Here is a 14,046-nt window from a genome sequence, read left to right on the forward strand (position 1 = left end):
AGGGGGCGGAAGCCCCCTTTCTTTTTGCCTGGCCGAACGCCAGTTGTGCGACCGGGGCTTGCCGGTTGCCGTCTAGGCTGTGATCCTGAATGCAAAGCCGGGGAGGCCCACATGCACATCCTGATCATTGGCGCCGCCGGCATGGTGGGCCGCAAACTCACCGCCGCCCTTGCGGCGCGCGGCACGTTGCAGGGGCAGACGATCGAGCGCCTGACGCTGGTCGACGTCGTCGCACCCGAGCCGCCGCGAGGCGACATTCCCCATGATCTTCGCGCCGTCGACATCTCTCAGCCAGGCGTTGCGGAGACGCTGATCGCCACGCGTCCTGACGCGATCTTCCATCTTGCCGCCATCGTCTCCGGCGAGGCCGAGCTCGATTTCGACAAGGGCTACCGCATCAATCTGGATGGTACCCGCCTGCTGTTTGAAGCCATTCGCCAGGAAGGTCTGCGCGGTTCTTACTGCCCGCGGCTGGTCTTCACCTCGTCTATTGCCGTCTTCGGCGCGCCATTTCCCGAGCAGATCGACGACGAGTTCATCCTCGCGCCCCGCACCAGCTACGGCACGCAAAAGGCAATGGGCGAACTGCTGCTGGCCGACTATTCCCGCCGCGGCATCTTCGATGGCATCGGCGTCCGCCTGCCCACCATCTGCATCCGGCCCGGCAAGCCCAACAAGGCGGCTTCCGGCTTCTTCTCCTCCATCCTGCGCGAGCCGCTGGTGGGGCAGGAGGCGGTGCTGCCGGTCGACGAAAGCGCCCGGCACTGGCATGCGAGCCCGCGTGCGGCCGTCGGGTTCCTGCTGCACGCAGCCGAACTCGATACCGCCCTGCTCGGCACGAGGCGCAACCTCAACATGCCGGGCCTCTCCGCCACCGTCGGCGAGCAGATCGAGGCGCTCCGCCGCGCCGCTGGTGATCGAGCCGTCGCGCTGATCCGGCGCGAGCCCGACCCGATGATCATCGAGATGGTCGAGAACTGGCCCAAGGATTTCGATCCGGTCCGGGCTAAGGCGCTCGGCTTCGTCGCCGAAAGCTCGTTCGACGAGATCATCCGCATTCACATCGAAGACGAACTGGGCGGGAGCATCGTGCCATGACCAAGGTTGCAATCATCACCGGCGGTGGCACCGGCATCGGCAAGGCCATCGCCGCCCGGCTTCACGCCGATGGCTTCGCCGTGGCTCTGTTCGGCCGCCGCCCCGAAGCGCTGGAACAGGCCGCCGAGGAGATCGACGCCGGAACGGGTCGCACACTGGTGGTACCGGTCGACATCGCCGACCGCGATGCGCTGGAACTCGCCTTTGGTGCCGTCACCTCCCGATGGGGTCGGCTGGACCTGCTGGTCAACAACGCCGGCATCGGTGCGCCCCCGGTGCCGCTCGAGGAGATATCGCCCGAACAGTGGGAGCGGGTGGTCGCCACCAACCTGACCGGCGCCTTCTTCTGCACCCAGCTTGCCTTCCGCCAGTTCAAGCGGCAGACGCCGCAGGGTGGGCGCATCATCAACAACGGCTCGATCTCGGCCACCACCCCGCGGCCGAACTCCTCGCCCTACACTGCCACCAAGCATGCCGTGGCCGGCCTCACCAAGGCGGCAGCCCTCGATGGGCGCCCCTTCAACATCGCCGTGGGCCAGATCGATATCGGCAATGCCCGCACCGACATGACCAGTGCCATGTCGGCGGGCGTGTTGCAGGCCAACGGCCTGACCGCCGCCGAGCCCACCATCGATGTGAAGCATGTGGCTGATGCCGTCGGCTACATGGCCAGCCTGCCGCTCGATGCGAACACGCTGACCATGACCGTCATGGCAACACAGATGCCATTTGTCGGCCGGGGCTAGCCGCTATTCCCGCCGCGAGCGCCGGTTCGCGGCGGACAGCGCCAGTGCCGCCGGCAGCGCAAAGGCCATAGTACCCCAGGAGATGCGCTTGCGGTCTCGCTTGGGCGCCCTGTCCTCGTCGTCCGAGCCACCGGCAGTTTCGCCGACCGAATCGGCGACGAACGCCCCGCGGCTGCCCAGCGGCTTGTCCTCGCCGGTGGTCGAGTCCCTGGCCGTCTGGTGCTCGATTTCGGAGTTGAGCACTGCGCCCACGATCACCAGCGTGGTGGAAATCCACAGCCAAGTCATCAGGCCGATCACTGCGCTTAGCGAGCCATAGGTGGCGTTGTTGTCGGTGAAGTTGGTGACGTACCAGGAAAAGCCCACCGATCCGATGCCCAGGGCCAACACCGACAGGATCACACCGGGTGTGATCCAGCGCCATTTCGCCTGCTCGCGGCTCGGGCCCCAGCGGTAGAGCACCGCCAGCATCAGCGACAGGACGACGAGCAACGCGGCGTAACTGCCGATCCGCACCAGCCATTCGATGCCGCCGCCGCCCGGCAGGAAGATCCCCATCAGCACCGGCATCAGCACCACGACCGAAAGCACCAGCGTCGCCGCGATGGCGCCGCCGAGGGTAAACAGCAGGGCAACGGCATTGAGGACGATGAAGGAGCGACGTTCTTCCTCGTGGTAGGCGACGTTCATGGCCTCGAACATCGCCTTCACCCCGGCGCTGGCGCTCCACAGGGCAATCGCTAGCGACACCAGCAAGGTCACGCCCAGGGCGTCGGTACTCTCCGCCGTCAACCGCGTCAGTTGATCGCGTATGATCGACAACGCGTCGGGCGGCACGACGCCAGCGAGCAGTTCCACGTGCTGCAGCACGCTCTGCCGGTCGTTGAACAGGCCATAGATGGAGATGAAGGCGTTGAGCGTCGGCACCATCGACAGCAACAGGTAGAAGGTCACCCCCGCCGCCGTCAGCAGGATGTGGTTCTCGTTGATGTCGGCATAGATGCGCCAAAGGACATCCTTCCAACCCCGCATGGGGATCTCGGTTGGATTTTCCGCGCGGCGACCGCGGCCGGGTTGGGTGGCGAGCGCATCCGGCGTCGACATTCTCTCTCCTCATGAGGAAAGCGGAGGGCCGTGGCCCTCCGCTGAAGGGGTCAGTGCGGGCGGGGTGCCCCGTCCTCGCTGTCGGACACGCCGAGCCCGTCCTTGGCCTGCTGATAGAGGTCGCCGGCACGATGAGAAGCTTCCTCATAGAGCTCGGTCGCCTTCTCGCGCCCCTGCTCGTAGAGGTGGCTCGCCTCTTCGCCCGCTTTCGCCTTCACCGCATCGGCGGCTTCGCCGAGCAGTTCGTCCTCCTGACGGGTATGCGGCAGGGCGGCGCCCAGCGCGGCACCAAGCGCGAAGGCCAGGGCACCGCCGACCAGCGGCTGATCGCGGAACTGGTGCATCATGGTGCGGTTGAGCTGATCCATCTGCCCCATCATGCCCATGCCGGCCTCGCCTGCGCGCGAACGGCCCTGGGACATGCCGTGCGCCATGCCGTCGCGGGCATCGTGCATCATCTCGCGCATGCGCTGCCAGGTGTGCGAGGCCCACCCGCTGGCTTCCTCGAGCAGATTGCCCGCCTCGTCGCGGAACTGGGTGACCCGCTCGCCGGCACCGGTGACGAAACCCTTGTAGGTGTTGCCGGCCTCGTCGCGGAAATGCCCCGCACGGCGGCCAAAACTGTCCGAAGCGGCGCGGTACTTCTTGCCCGCATCGTCCAGCCACTCGCTGTAGTGCGTGCCGCTTTCGTCCGGCGTATGCGAAACGCGCTGCAGGCTCGATCCGGAAATGGTGGCCACCGGATAGTCCTCATAGGCGTCGTATTCGCCATAGCCGCGGTTGGCGTTGATGCTGTCGTCCCAGTCGCGGTCGGCATCATGATGGTCGTGATGCGTGTCCGTGGTCGGCGCGGGCTTGGCGATCAGCCAGGCCAGGCTCACGCCGAGCATGGCGACCGGGAGGGGGTTGGCGGTGACCTGCCGCTGCAGTGTTCCGAGGAACTCCCCGCCGCCGCCCTTGGTATAGGCGAGCAGTTCATCAACCAGCTGCCCGGGCGAGAGCTTCTGTTGAATCTGGTCGATCCGGTCCTCGAGGCGCGCCCGCTGCTGATCGACTTCGCGCTGCAGCTCGGCGGAACTCTTGGTGTCGTCGCTGTCGTAGGCCATCACAGCCTCTCCTTCACGATGTCTGCGTCGCGACCGAGCGAGGTCGTCGTGCGCTTGAGATTGAGGTTCTGAGCCTTGAAGGCGTTCAGGCCCTTGGAGATGAAGATCCAGGCGATAATGCCGACGACGATCGTCACGATGCCCGAAGCCACGGCTGTCGACATCGTCGCATCCCAGCCCATGTTGACGAAGAAGGCCGCCAGCAACGACACGATGGCGCTGAGCAGCACCCCCAGGGCGCCGAGGGCGAGCACCGCACCGATCAGCACCGACACGGCCGCTGCCATGGTCTCCGAGATCTTCTCCGAAGCCTCGGTCTTGGCGAGCTGGATTTCCTTGCGGAACAGCCCGGAAATGTCGCCGGCAAGCCCGCTCAGCAGCTCGCCCAGCGGACGTCCTTCGTTAACCTGTGACATCCTGGCCTCCCGTGTAGGATTGACCCTGACGCGCGAACTCGGTGCCGTTGCCGCTGGCGCCCAGATTGGTTGGCGCCGGCTGCGTCGTGGTGGAGCTGGTGTAGCTGGTCGCCGGGCTCGGCTGCTGCCGGCGCTGCGCCGAAGCTCCGGCGAAGCGGCTTGCCACGAACCCGGCCAGGGCTGCAGCACCAAGGAACGCCAGCGGTTGCGAACGGCCGAACTGCTGGGCCATGCCCATCAAGTCTTCGGGGTTCTTGCCGTCGACGTCGCGGCCGAACCGCTCGAGACCGTTGGCAAGGTCACGGGCATATCGTCCGATGGTCGCCTGTTCGGTGCCTTCGAGCTCATCGGCAACGCGCGAGATCGCCGAGGCAACGCCGGTGATCTGGCTGGCGGCCAGGGTCTTCTGGTCGTCGGCGAACGAGCGGACCTTCTGTGTTGCCTGCTCGGCAACGCTGTCGATCTGGCCCTTGGCCTCGCGCTTGAGCGCATCGACGTCTTCGGCGGCCCGGCGGCTCACCGCGTCGAGGTCGCTGCGCAGGGTTTCCTTGGCCTCGCCCATGTCGTGCTTGGCCTTGTTCTCGACGTCCGACAAAGCTCCGTTGTCAGTCGTCCCTGGATTCTCGATAGTCATCTTTCACCTCTCCGACAGAGGGCGCTTCACAAATAGGCGGTTGCGCCAGTGAACGGAGAATGGCCGGGCTTTCGCCAAGTTCCCGCCATCTGCGCTATCGTGATGCTTTGCCGCCGTTTTTGCGGCTGCGGAGGAGGGCGATCACCTCTTCGTCGCTCACCTGCCGGAAATCGCTGTACCACTGACCGACCGCCTCGAAGCGGAAGGGCACGCTGAGGCACACCACCGTGTCGGCCACGGCTTCGAGCCGGTTGACGGCCTCGGCTGCCCCTACCGGCACCGCCAGCACCAGCTTTGCCGCGCCCGCCTGACGCAGCCCCCTGAGCGCCGCCTCAGCGGTCGCGCCGGTGGCGAGACCGTCGTCCACCACCACCACCGTTCGGCCGTGGACGTCGAGTGGCGGATGGTCAGCGGCATAGACGGCCTCGCGCCGGGCAAGTTCCGCTTGCTCGCGGCGGATCTCCGCCTCGACGTGCTCCGGCGAAGGCCGCAGCGACTCCATCACCTCCGGGTTAAACACCGTCTGTGGGGCCGCACCGCCGACAATGGCGCCCATCGCCAGCTCCGCGTGCCCGGGCGCCCCCAGCTTGCGCACGATCAGCACGTCGAGCGGCGCACCGAGACGTTGCGCAACCTCGTGGCCCACCGGCACCCCACCGCGGGGCAGCGCCACCACCAAGGGATCAGTGAGCCGCAGCTGCGCCACTGCCTCCGCGAGAGCCTTGCCGGCAGCGACGCGGTCGGCGAACATGGCTAGACGCCGAAGGGGTAGGTTTCCGGCACGCCCTCGGGCCGGTGCGTCGGCAGCGGCGTCACCGCCCGGGTTTCCCCGAACCAGACATAGGCATCGAACTGCTCCGGCAGCACGGCCTGGAAATAGTGGCTCTGCCGCTCGGTCTCCGGCCGATAGATAACGCCGATGGCACGTTCCAGCCGTGGTTCGGCAAGGGCCTCGCGAACATGGCCGGTGGGGCGCAGATTCAGCAGGGCACGGGCGTGACCGGTATGGCGGAACACCCGCTCGTAGGAATCCGGGCGGCTGGGCAACACCGTCTTGATTTGCATCGGCTCGTCCCAGTCGTCGGCGGCCGCCACCGTGCCATGGTCCGTGCCGAAGCCGATCAGCACCGCCTCGTCGCGGAAGGCCTTCTTCGCCAGTTCGCCGATATTGAACTGCCCGCTCCAGCCCATCTCGGTCGCCGAGGCGTCCCCGATGTGAGAATTGTGCGCCCACACCACCGCCTTGCTCAGCGGCCCGCGGCGGTCCAGCAGGTGCATCAGCGTGTCGAACATATGCCGGTCACGCAGGTTCCAGGAGTCGTTCCCGGCCCGATACATCATCCGGTAGTACTGCTCGGCGGCCTGCACCACCCGGGCATTCTGGGCCGCGTCGAAGCCGTTCTCGTCATCCTCGAGCCCCAACTCCATCTGCCGTGCCACGATCGAAGCGAGCTGCTCCACCACTGCCGCTTCGCACGGGTCGATCTCACCGGTGATCACCGACCGGCCGTACCAGGCCGGCTCAGCCTGCCAGGGGGACAGGCACCCATAGCGGCGGCGGGCCTTTGAAGCTTCCTCCGGGTCCTCGCGATCGAGATAGTCGAGCACCTCGCCGATCGAACTGCGAAGGGAGTAGACGTCAAGGCCGCGGAACTCCGCCCGCGCCGCCATCGGCCGCTCCGCATTGTAGTCGTGGAGCCAGTCGACGAACTCGGCCACCGCCGTGTTGCGCCACATCCAGGTGGGAAAGCGCGCGAAGGACTCGGCGTCGTATCCGCCGGGGCCACGCTGGCGCACATGACGATCGATGCGGTTGGCATCGGGCCAATCCGCCTCCACCGCCACGATCGAAAAACCGTAATGCTCGATCAGCATGCGGGTGATGGCGGCCCGTGCCTGGTAGAACTCCTCGGTGCCATGGCTGGCTTCGCCGAGCATGACGACGCGAGCATTGGCGAAGGGCTCGAAATAGGGGCCGAACTCCAGCGCCCGCCGCGGGTCGGGCAAAGGCACGCAGGCGTCACGGATGGCATGACCAAGCTCGACGGCACTGTCCGGCTTCACCTCGAGTAGGGTCATGGCGTCCTCCCGCGCAGTGACTGTCCGTCGAGGTCAACGCTTGCCGTTGGGGAGCGATCCGCTATTCACCGGAGCAATGTCTCGGCCCTATTCGCCGATGGCTCGCAGCACGTCATGGAAGCGGACGGTTTCGATCAATTGCCCGTTCGCGTCGCAAATCTCAATCTGCTTGTGGTCCAGCGGAAGCCCGTGCCGGAGGCTCTCGGCCATGATCTCTCGAGCGGACTTGATGGCTTCGGCACGCGCTGCAAGAAGCGAAGGAAACTCCGTCCCTGCTGCGTCTTCAACGCTCTCGTCGCCATCGCGCAGGTGGAGAAAGAACCGAGGCATAACAACCGCATCACTGAACAACCTGCGCGTCAACGCGCGAGGGTAGCCGCGGTTTCGCGGGTCAGCGCGGTTCCCTGGAGAAGTTGAGGTAGGTGGGGTCAAACTCCGCCATTTCTGCCAACTGATCCCAGTCGAGAATTGTGACCTGATGGCCCTGCCAGGCAATCACCCCTAGCTTGCGAAGGGTCTGGATGACCCGGTTGGTCTGGACCAGCGACTTGCCGAGTGCATCGCCGAAATCCTGCTGCGTCAGCGGGAAGGGAAAGCTTCGGTCCCTTGCGAGTCCGGCCATCTGGTGGCGGACATACATTTCGCACAAGAGGTGCGCCGCCTCACCCAACGAGTCGAGCCCACCTTTTACGACCAGCCATTGCCGGTGCATGGCCGCGTCAATCAGCGTCACCAACCAGAGCATCCGGGTCAGATGGGGGTGCGTCGCCGTGATGTCGCGTAGCTTGCTGTGCGGGAAAGTGATCACGGTGCAGTCGCTCATGGCGAGGATCCCGTGGTCCATCTCGCCAATCACCAGTGAATGCAGGTCCACGAAGTCGCCACTGAGATGCAGCCCGCTGATCAGCCTGTCGCCGTCCCGCAACTGCGTCTGACGAGCGGATAGCCCGCTCAGCACCAGCGTGCTGGCACTTGGCCGCGAGCCTTGGGCGACGATCTCCTGTTTGGCTGCAAAGGTGCGGACTTCGTTGCTGGCCGCATCGACAAGTGCAGCACGCTCCTCCTCGGTCAGCGCATCCAGCGCCTCGAGCCTTTCAAACAGTGGCCTCAGTAGAGCGTGTTTGTCGATCGCCATATCGTGATCTCTCCTTGCTCGGGAAACGCTTACCGCGGCCTCTGGTTCGAGGCGCATCAAAGGAAGCGTTGCATGGCGAAGGGTGCGATGTCGATCGCGGTGGGCTCGCCGGTCATCGATTGCGCCAGTAGTTCACCCGTGGCGGGTCCAAGCGTGAAGCCATGGTGGGCGTGCCCAATCCCGACATAGAGGCCCTTGTGACGCGGTGCCTCGCCGATGATCGGCATCATGTCGGGAGTGCAGGGCCGGGCGCCCTTCCACGGTGCCGGCTCGAGCCGCTCCCCAAGAGGAAACAGTTCCCGCGCCGCCTTCTCAGCCTTGCCGAGCTGCACCGGTGTCGGTGCGGCATCGCGCAGGGCGAACTCGGCGCCGGTGGTCAGCCGGATGCCCTTGGCCATCGGCGCCAGCACATAGCCCACCTCGGCATCGAGCACGAGGTGGTTGAGCTTCGCTCCGCCTTCGGTGCCGTAGTGCATGTGGTAGCCGCGCTTGACGAACAGCGGCAGGCGGTATCCGAGCCGGTCCAGCACCTCCGGTGACCATGGCCCGAGCGCCACCACCGCCTGCCGGCCACTCTGGCGTTGGCCGTCGACAGTGGCGGTCCAGCCATCGCGATCCTGCGCCAGGTCCTCCGCCGTGCCCGCGAGGAAGGTGCCGCCGAGCCGCTGGAACAGGGCGAAATACTCCGCCACCAGCGCGCCTGGGTCGCGCACCGTCCACGGGTCTGTCCAGTGGATGGCGCCGGCAAGCCCGCCCTTGAGGTCCGGCTCGATGGTCTTGAGCTCCGGCCACTCCACCACGTGGTGGGCGATACCGAAGCGCTGGCGGTCCTCCTCGGCCTTGGCGGCCTCGGCCCTGAGCCCGTGCTCGCTGCGGAACGCCAGGAACCAGCCGGTGCGGCTGATCAGCGCCTCGGCGGCCGGGCCGGCCGCGAGAATGAGATCGGAATGAGCTGCGATCGATCGGGCAATCAGGGGCGCGTAGCTCTCGACGATCTTGCGATAGTGACCGGGCGACGATGCCCACCAGTACCGCCACAGAGGTCTGGCAATCCGGGGCAGGGCCATGGGCTCGTACCGGGCTGCGGTGGAAAGGTGCAGGCCCACCTGCATGAGCATTGCTAGATCGCGCGGAAAGGCATGCGGGCGCACGCCTTCGCGCTGGATGATGCCGGCGTTGCCGTAGGACGTCTCGTGCCCGGGCTCGCGCTTGTCGACCAGCAGCACGCTGCGCCCGCGGCGCAAGAGGTGGATGCCGGTCGCAATCCCGACGATGCCTGCCCCAAGAATGATGACGTCGTGCTCGCTAGCCATGGTCTGCGCCCAGATGCGGTTCGTTACCCGAGGCTAGTGCAGAGTGAGGCGCGGCACCACTCCTGTGCGTGCGGCTTAGTCATCGCCCGGCTCGCCGGCCTTTTCGCCGACATGATCGACCATATCGATCAGCATGCGGGCGATATGGGCGTCGGCCAGTTCATAAAGTACCTGCTTGGTCCGCCGCGTGCCGCGCACCAGCCGCGCCCCCCGCAGCAGACGAAGGTGGTGGCTGACCAGCGATTGCGAGGCGCCCGTCCGGCTGGCGATCTCCCCCACCGGAATGGGGCCATCGAGGCAGGCGAGCAGCACCCTCAGGCGCGTTGGATCGCCGAGCAGCCGGTAGGTCTCGGCGATAACGGCGATATCGCTGTCGCTCGGCTGGCGCAGGGTGCTGCTCACCGGTACCCCGCCGCCTGCAACTCGAACAGTTCGGCATAGCGTCCGCCCAGCGCCACCAGTTCCGCGTGGGTTCCTGCCTCGAGAATGCCGCCGGCCTCCAGCACCAGGATCCGGTCGGCCATGCGCACGGTCGAGAACCGGTGCGAGATGATCAACGCCGTCCGGCCCGCCGCGAGGCTCTTGAAGCGGGCGAATACCTCGGCCTCGGCCTTGGCGTCGAGCGCCGCCGTGGGCTCGTCGAGGATCAGGATGTCGGCACTGCGCATATAGGCGCGGGCGATCGCGACCTTCTGCCACTCGCCGCCGGAAAGGTCGCGCCCCTGCTTGAACAGCCGGCCGAGTTGCTGGTCATAGCCTTGCGGCAGCTTGCCGATGACGCTGTCCGCAAGACTCTGCTCCGCCGCCGTCTCGATCCGCTGTTGGTCCCCCGCCGCCTCGATGCGTCCGACCCCGATATTCTCGCGTGCCGTCAGCGAGTAGCGGATGAAGTCCTGGAAGATCACCCCGACATGGGAGTGGATGTCCTCGAGCGACAGCTCGCGCAGGTCGATCCCGTCGATGGTGACCCGCCCCTCGTCCGGGTCGTAGAGCCGGGTGAGCAGCTTGACGATCGTGGTCTTGCCCGCGCCGTTCTCCCCCACCAGCGCCAGCGTCTCGCCGGCATTGATCGAAAAGCTGAGATCGCGCACCGCCCAGGTGTCCGTGTCGGGATAGCGGAAGCCGACATTCTCGAAGCGGATGCCACTCCGGATCGGCGCGGGGAACGCCTTGGGTGCCTCGGGGGAGAGAATGCCGGGCTGGATCTCGAAGAACGAGAACAGGTCATCCAGATACATCGACTGCGCAGCCACCTGGGTGAAGCCGAGCAGGATGGCTTGGAACAACCCATTGAGCCTCAGGAACGAGCCGGACAGGAACGCCAGATCACCGATGGTGAAGTCCCCGGTCACCGTCCGCCAGACGATGAAGCCATAGGCACCATAATAGGTCAGCGTCGAGATGGCGGCAAAGATCGCCCCCCAGAACGCCCGTTGCCGCGCGACGCGCGTATTCTCAAGAAAAATCGTGTGGGCGAGCTTTCGGAAACGGTCGACCAGAAAGCCGCCGAGGCCGAACAGCTTGATCTCCTTGGCCGTCTCGGGCGTTGCCCCGATGTAGCGGATATATTCGAGCTCGCGCCGCTCCGGCGTCCGCCAGCGCGACAGCCAGTAGGCAAGCTGGTTGAACCGCGCCTCGCCCAGCACGGCCGGCATGAACGAGATCGGCAGCAGCAGGATCAGCCAGGGCGCATAGACGAAGAGGCCCGCGGCAAGGGTGGCGACGGTGACGATGTTCTGCGCCTGCCCGAACATCACCGACAACAGCGTATTGCGCCCTGCCGCCTGCCGCCGCGCCCGTTCCAGCCGATCCTGGTACTCCGCCGACTCGAAGTGGCGGAGGTCGAGCCGCGCCGCATGCGCCATCAGCTCGACGCTCATCTGGTTGGAGTGGAGCTCGCTCAAAATCGAGTCGACCAGCCCCATGGCGCGATTGACGATATCGAGCCCGATCACCAGCACCAGTTCGATGATGATCAGCCACATCAGCGGGTACAGGACCCCGCTCGCCCACCACTCGGCAAAGCCCGGCCCAGGCGCGGTGATGCCGGTCAGCCGCACCACCTCGTCGATGATCAGCTTGCCGACATAGAGCATGGCGATCGGCTGCAGCGCCGCGATGATGCGTAGCACCACCGTGGCGATGGTCATGGCGGGGCTGGTGCGCCAGATCTGCACCAGGAGACGCCCGAGAAGGCGAAGGTTCTGGAACTGCTCGCGAACGGTGGGAGCGGTTTCGGGCGAGGGCGGCGGGCGGCGCCCGGGAAGGTCGGTCATGCGCAGATGATAACGCCTGCCGCGCCCGGCGGGAATATCACGGCAGCTGGCGGAGGAACTGCGCCAGATTGTCGGTCACGTGATGGACATGCGGGCCCGTGGCACGCCCCAGCTCCCAGGCCTCGACCTGCTCGTGCTGGAAGTCGTCGCTCGCCACAACCTGCACGGTCGACATGCCCACTTCGTGCGGCACCACCAGGTTCTTCTCGAGGTCGTCGAACATAACGGCGCTGTTGGGGTCGATGCCATAGGTGGCGAAGAACCCGTCATAAGCCTCGCGATGCGGCTTGGGCACGAAGGTCATGGCGCGGATGTCGTGCACATGCTCGAACAATTCGTCGCCGCCCAGCCGGCGCAGCACCGAGCGGGCATGGCCGGTATCGCCATTGGTGAGGATGAACTTGCGGCCGGGCAGGCTGCGGATCGCGTCCACGAGGTCGGGATGGGCATCGACAGGCGTGTAGTCGATGGCGTGCACGGTGGTGAGGAAGTGGTCCGGGTCCACCTTGTGCCGCTGCATCAGCCCGTTCAGGGTGGTGCCGTAGTCGCGGTAATAGCTCTTCTGCAACTCTCGCGCCCCTGCGAAGTCGAGCCGGGTCAGGTCCATCACATACTGGGTGATCCGCACGTCGATCTGCGCGAACAGATTGCAGGTGCGCGGGTAGAGGGTGTTGTCGAGATCGAACACCCAGTCGGTCACATGGCTGAGGGAGCGGACAACGGCCGGGGTCAGATCGTTCATGCGGCCACTGTGCCGCATCGGGACGAAAAATTCTCTTAAATAATGGGAGAGCCGCCCCGGAGGGCGGCTCTCGAAACGTTTACTGGTTGGCGGTGACCGTCAGCCCCAGCGCCGGGATCAGCCCGGCCGGGTTGGCCGCTGCCGCCATCAGCACCAGCAGCGAGGTCGGCGAGGCGGGGCGTGCGGCGATCTCGAGGCTCTGCGGATCATCGAGGAAGGCCGACACCGGCGGAACGATCAGATCGTTGAGCGCCGGGATGCCCAAGCCCTCGATCATCAGCGGCAACTGCTGCTTGAGGCCGTCGACGAAAGTCGCGCGATCGGTGCCGGCGTCTTCGGCGAAGAAGTCGAGCAGCGAATCGGCCAGCGAGGCGTCGTCATAGCGAATGGCGACCGAGACGATGTTGACGCCCTGCATCAGCGCCATGCCGCTCATCATCTGCGCCTGCGCTTGCTCCTCGGTCATCTCCTCGCCGCCCATCTGCGCCTGCATGGCGTAGATCTGGTCCAGCACCTCGGGGGTGAAGCCGGTGATATCGAAGGTGATGTCGAGCGCGCCCAGATCATCGAAATCGAACACGAACTCGTCCATGACCATGTGGCCGTCGGCCATTGACCAGGTCATGTGCTGGGTAATGCTGCCGTTGATCTCGGTGAGGCCCAACTGCTCGATCACGGCGCCGGATTCGGGGTCTTCCTCGCTCACGGTCGAGAGGTCGGCCCAGATGCCGTTGATGGCGAGCGTCGAGTCGACGTCAACGAGTTCGTCAGTGCCCTGTTCGGGGGTGAAGGTGGAGCGAGCTTCCATCGACTCGACGCGCACCACTTCTTCCCCATTACGGAACACGCTCAGCGGGCCGGTGGAGGCGGCCCCGAAGCTCTGGACCTGAGCGATGGCCGAAGCGGCATCGCCAGCTGGGAAATAAAGGTCCTCGACGCGGATGTCGGAGAGCGTCACGCGGCCCTCGGCCTCGTCCTCTTCGGTGGTGAAGACGGTGTCGACATCTGGAACCGTCAGCTCTTCGGCCCAATAGGCGCCGTCTTCGGTCTCGCTGACACCGCGGAAGGTCAGCGTGGTGTCGATCTCCATCGGCTCTTCGTCGACGCCAACCACTTCCACCGTCAAGCCATCGACGGTGATGGTGTCGCCCTCAAGCGTCGCTTCGCCGAAGCTGAGCTCATAGCCCATGGTCCGGTAGACCTCGGCGACGCGATCCACAAAGGCCTGGGCCTCGAGCGCGCTGGCGGGCGCGGAAAGCGCCGCAGCGGCGACACCGCTCAGAAGCAGCAGTTGGATGGTCTTGGTGGTCGACATGCAAAGTCCTCCGGAGGGTTCGTCCCCTTGTGGGACGTGCGCCTGGTTGATTGTCTTGGCCGAGTGGCCGAAATGGCGTCGC

Annotated in this window: 15 protein-coding genes; 2 read left to right on the top strand and 13 right to left on the bottom strand. The window is 65.9% G+C overall.

The window, feature by feature from the left end; all coding sequences use genetic code 11:
* Nucleotides 1–111 precede the first annotated feature (111 nt).
* Together denD and ACFSX5_RS10740 are read left to right on the top strand one after the other, a co-directional pair.
* Entirely contained in the window at nucleotides 112–1,098 is a 987-nt protein-coding gene (gene denD / locus ACFSX5_RS10735; protein ID WP_386833390.1) for a D-erythronate dehydrogenase, read from the top strand.
* Nucleotides 1,095–1,844: an SDR family oxidoreductase gene (locus tag ACFSX5_RS10740; RefSeq protein WP_386833392.1), complete on the top strand. Its 750-nt coding sequence runs from the start codon at nucleotides 1,095–1,097 to the stop codon at nucleotides 1,842–1,844. The genes denD and ACFSX5_RS10740 overlap by 4 nt, the downstream gene beginning before the upstream one ends.
* A 3-nt stretch (nucleotides 1,845–1,847) precedes the next feature.
* Here ACFSX5_RS10740 and ACFSX5_RS10745 read toward each other — a convergent pair whose 3' ends face one another.
* The 13 genes from ACFSX5_RS10745 to ACFSX5_RS10805 all read right to left on the bottom strand — a co-directional run bounded on the left by ACFSX5_RS10745 (nucleotide 1,848) and on the right by ACFSX5_RS10805 (nucleotide 13,964).
* Nucleotides 1,848–2,948, bottom strand: a complete 1,101-nt coding sequence (locus ACFSX5_RS10745; RefSeq protein WP_386833394.1) for a YihY/virulence factor BrkB family protein — start codon at nucleotides 2,946–2,948, stop codon at nucleotides 1,848–1,850.
* A gap of 50 nt (nucleotides 2,949–2,998) precedes the next feature.
* Complete coding sequence (locus ACFSX5_RS10750; RefSeq protein ID WP_386833395.1) at nucleotides 2,999–4,054, bottom strand: DUF3618 domain-containing protein; 1,056 nt, start codon at nucleotides 4,052–4,054, stop codon at nucleotides 2,999–3,001.
* Nucleotides 4,054–4,470 (bottom strand): phage holin family protein, encoded by a 417-nt coding sequence (locus ACFSX5_RS10755; protein WP_386833396.1) that lies wholly within the window; start codon nucleotides 4,468–4,470, stop codon nucleotides 4,054–4,056. Before ACFSX5_RS10755 ends, ACFSX5_RS10750 begins: the two co-directional genes overlap by 1 nt.
* Entirely contained in the window at nucleotides 4,457–5,104 is a 648-nt protein-coding gene (locus ACFSX5_RS10760; protein ID WP_386833397.1) for a nutrient deprivation-induced protein, read from the bottom strand. Before ACFSX5_RS10760 ends, ACFSX5_RS10755 begins: the two co-directional genes overlap by 14 nt.
* A gap of 94 nt (nucleotides 5,105–5,198) precedes the next feature.
* Nucleotides 5,199–5,855 carry a phosphoribosyltransferase gene (locus ACFSX5_RS10765; RefSeq protein ID WP_386833399.1) on the bottom strand — a complete coding sequence of 219 codons (657 nt, stop codon included), beginning with the start codon at nucleotides 5,853–5,855 and terminating at the stop codon, nucleotides 5,199–5,201.
* Between the two features lie 2 nt (nucleotides 5,856–5,857).
* Nucleotides 5,858–7,183: an erythromycin esterase family protein gene (locus ACFSX5_RS10770; RefSeq protein ID WP_386833400.1), complete on the bottom strand. Its 1,326-nt coding sequence runs from the start codon at nucleotides 7,181–7,183 to the stop codon at nucleotides 5,858–5,860.
* An 87-nt stretch (nucleotides 7,184–7,270) separates the two neighbouring features.
* Nucleotides 7,271–7,513 (bottom strand): DUF6894 family protein, encoded by a 243-nt coding sequence (locus tag ACFSX5_RS10775; RefSeq protein ID WP_386833401.1) that lies wholly within the window; start codon nucleotides 7,511–7,513, stop codon nucleotides 7,271–7,273.
* Between the two features lie 61 nt (nucleotides 7,514–7,574).
* Nucleotides 7,575–8,318 carry a Crp/Fnr family transcriptional regulator gene (locus tag ACFSX5_RS10780; RefSeq protein WP_386833403.1) on the bottom strand — a complete coding sequence of 248 codons (744 nt, stop codon included), beginning with the start codon at nucleotides 8,316–8,318 and terminating at the stop codon, nucleotides 7,575–7,577.
* A 56-nt stretch (nucleotides 8,319–8,374) separates the two neighbouring features.
* The gene (locus ACFSX5_RS10785) at nucleotides 8,375–9,631 is read right to left on the bottom strand and encodes an NAD(P)/FAD-dependent oxidoreductase (RefSeq protein ID WP_386833404.1); all 1,257 of its coding nucleotides are present in this window, start codon (nucleotides 9,629–9,631) and stop codon (nucleotides 8,375–8,377) included.
* Nucleotides 9,632–9,706: 75 nt separating this feature from the next.
* On the bottom strand, nucleotides 9,707–10,033 hold the full coding sequence (locus ACFSX5_RS10790; RefSeq protein WP_386833405.1) for an ArsR/SmtB family transcription factor: 327 nt from the start codon (nucleotides 10,031–10,033) through the stop codon (nucleotides 9,707–9,709).
* Nucleotides 10,030–11,907 (bottom strand): ABC transporter ATP-binding protein, encoded by a 1,878-nt coding sequence (locus ACFSX5_RS10795; RefSeq protein WP_386833407.1) that lies wholly within the window; start codon nucleotides 11,905–11,907, stop codon nucleotides 10,030–10,032. Before ACFSX5_RS10795 ends, ACFSX5_RS10790 begins: the two co-directional genes overlap by 4 nt.
* Nucleotides 11,908–11,944: 37 nt before the next feature.
* Nucleotides 11,945–12,649 carry a pyrimidine 5'-nucleotidase gene (locus ACFSX5_RS10800; RefSeq protein WP_386833408.1) on the bottom strand — a complete coding sequence of 235 codons (705 nt, stop codon included), beginning with the start codon at nucleotides 12,647–12,649 and terminating at the stop codon, nucleotides 11,945–11,947.
* Nucleotides 12,650–12,728: 79 nt separating this feature from the next.
* Nucleotides 12,729–13,964: a hypothetical protein gene (locus ACFSX5_RS10805; protein ID WP_386833409.1), complete on the bottom strand. Its 1,236-nt coding sequence runs from the start codon at nucleotides 13,962–13,964 to the stop codon at nucleotides 12,729–12,731.
* Between the last annotated feature and the right edge of the window lie 82 nt (nucleotides 13,965–14,046).

The organism is Devosia albogilva, assembly GCF_042685625.1.
GTDB classification, from domain to species: domain Bacteria; phylum Pseudomonadota; class Alphaproteobacteria; order Rhizobiales; family Devosiaceae; genus Devosia; species Devosia albogilva.

What these genes read in the sequence shown, in the direction of transcription:
- denD (WP_386833390.1), top strand. Translation starts at nt 112, where the DNA reads ATGCACATCCTGATCATTGGCGCCGCCGGCATGGTGGGCCGCAAACTC.
- ACFSX5_RS10740 (WP_386833392.1), top strand. Translation starts at nt 1,095, where the DNA reads ATGACCAAGGTTGCAATCATCACCGGCGGTGGCACCGGCATCGGCAAG.
- ACFSX5_RS10745 (WP_386833394.1), bottom strand. Translation starts at nt 2,948, where the DNA reads ATGTCGACGCCGGATGCGCTCGCCACCCAACCCGGCCGCGGTCGCCGC.
- ACFSX5_RS10750 (WP_386833395.1), bottom strand. Translation starts at nt 4,054, where the DNA reads ATGGCCTACGACAGCGACGACACCAAGAGTTCCGCCGAGCTGCAGCGC.
- ACFSX5_RS10755 (WP_386833396.1), bottom strand. Translation starts at nt 4,470, where the DNA reads ATGTCACAGGTTAACGAAGGACGTCCGCTGGGCGAGCTGCTGAGCGGG.
- ACFSX5_RS10760 (WP_386833397.1), bottom strand. Translation starts at nt 5,104, where the DNA reads ATGACTATCGAGAATCCAGGGACGACTGACAACGGAGCTTTGTCGGAC.
- ACFSX5_RS10765 (WP_386833399.1), bottom strand. Translation starts at nt 5,855, where the DNA reads ATGTTCGCCGACCGCGTCGCTGCCGGCAAGGCTCTCGCGGAGGCAGTG.
- ACFSX5_RS10770 (WP_386833400.1), bottom strand. Translation starts at nt 7,183, where the DNA reads ATGACCCTACTCGAGGTGAAGCCGGACAGTGCCGTCGAGCTTGGTCAT.
- ACFSX5_RS10775 (WP_386833401.1), bottom strand. Translation starts at nt 7,513, where the DNA reads ATGCCTCGGTTCTTTCTCCACCTGCGCGATGGCGACGAGAGCGTTGAA.
- ACFSX5_RS10780 (WP_386833403.1), bottom strand. Translation starts at nt 8,318, where the DNA reads ATGGCGATCGACAAACACGCTCTACTGAGGCCACTGTTTGAAAGGCTC.
- ACFSX5_RS10785 (WP_386833404.1), bottom strand. Translation starts at nt 9,631, where the DNA reads ATGGCTAGCGAGCACGACGTCATCATTCTTGGGGCAGGCATCGTCGGG.
- ACFSX5_RS10795 (WP_386833407.1), bottom strand. Translation starts at nt 11,907, where the DNA reads ATGACCGACCTTCCCGGGCGCCGCCCGCCGCCCTCGCCCGAAACCGCT.
- ACFSX5_RS10800 (WP_386833408.1), bottom strand. Translation starts at nt 12,649, where the DNA reads ATGAACGATCTGACCCCGGCCGTTGTCCGCTCCCTCAGCCATGTGACC.
- ACFSX5_RS10805 (WP_386833409.1), bottom strand. Translation starts at nt 13,964, where the DNA reads ATGTCGACCACCAAGACCATCCAACTGCTGCTTCTGAGCGGTGTCGCC.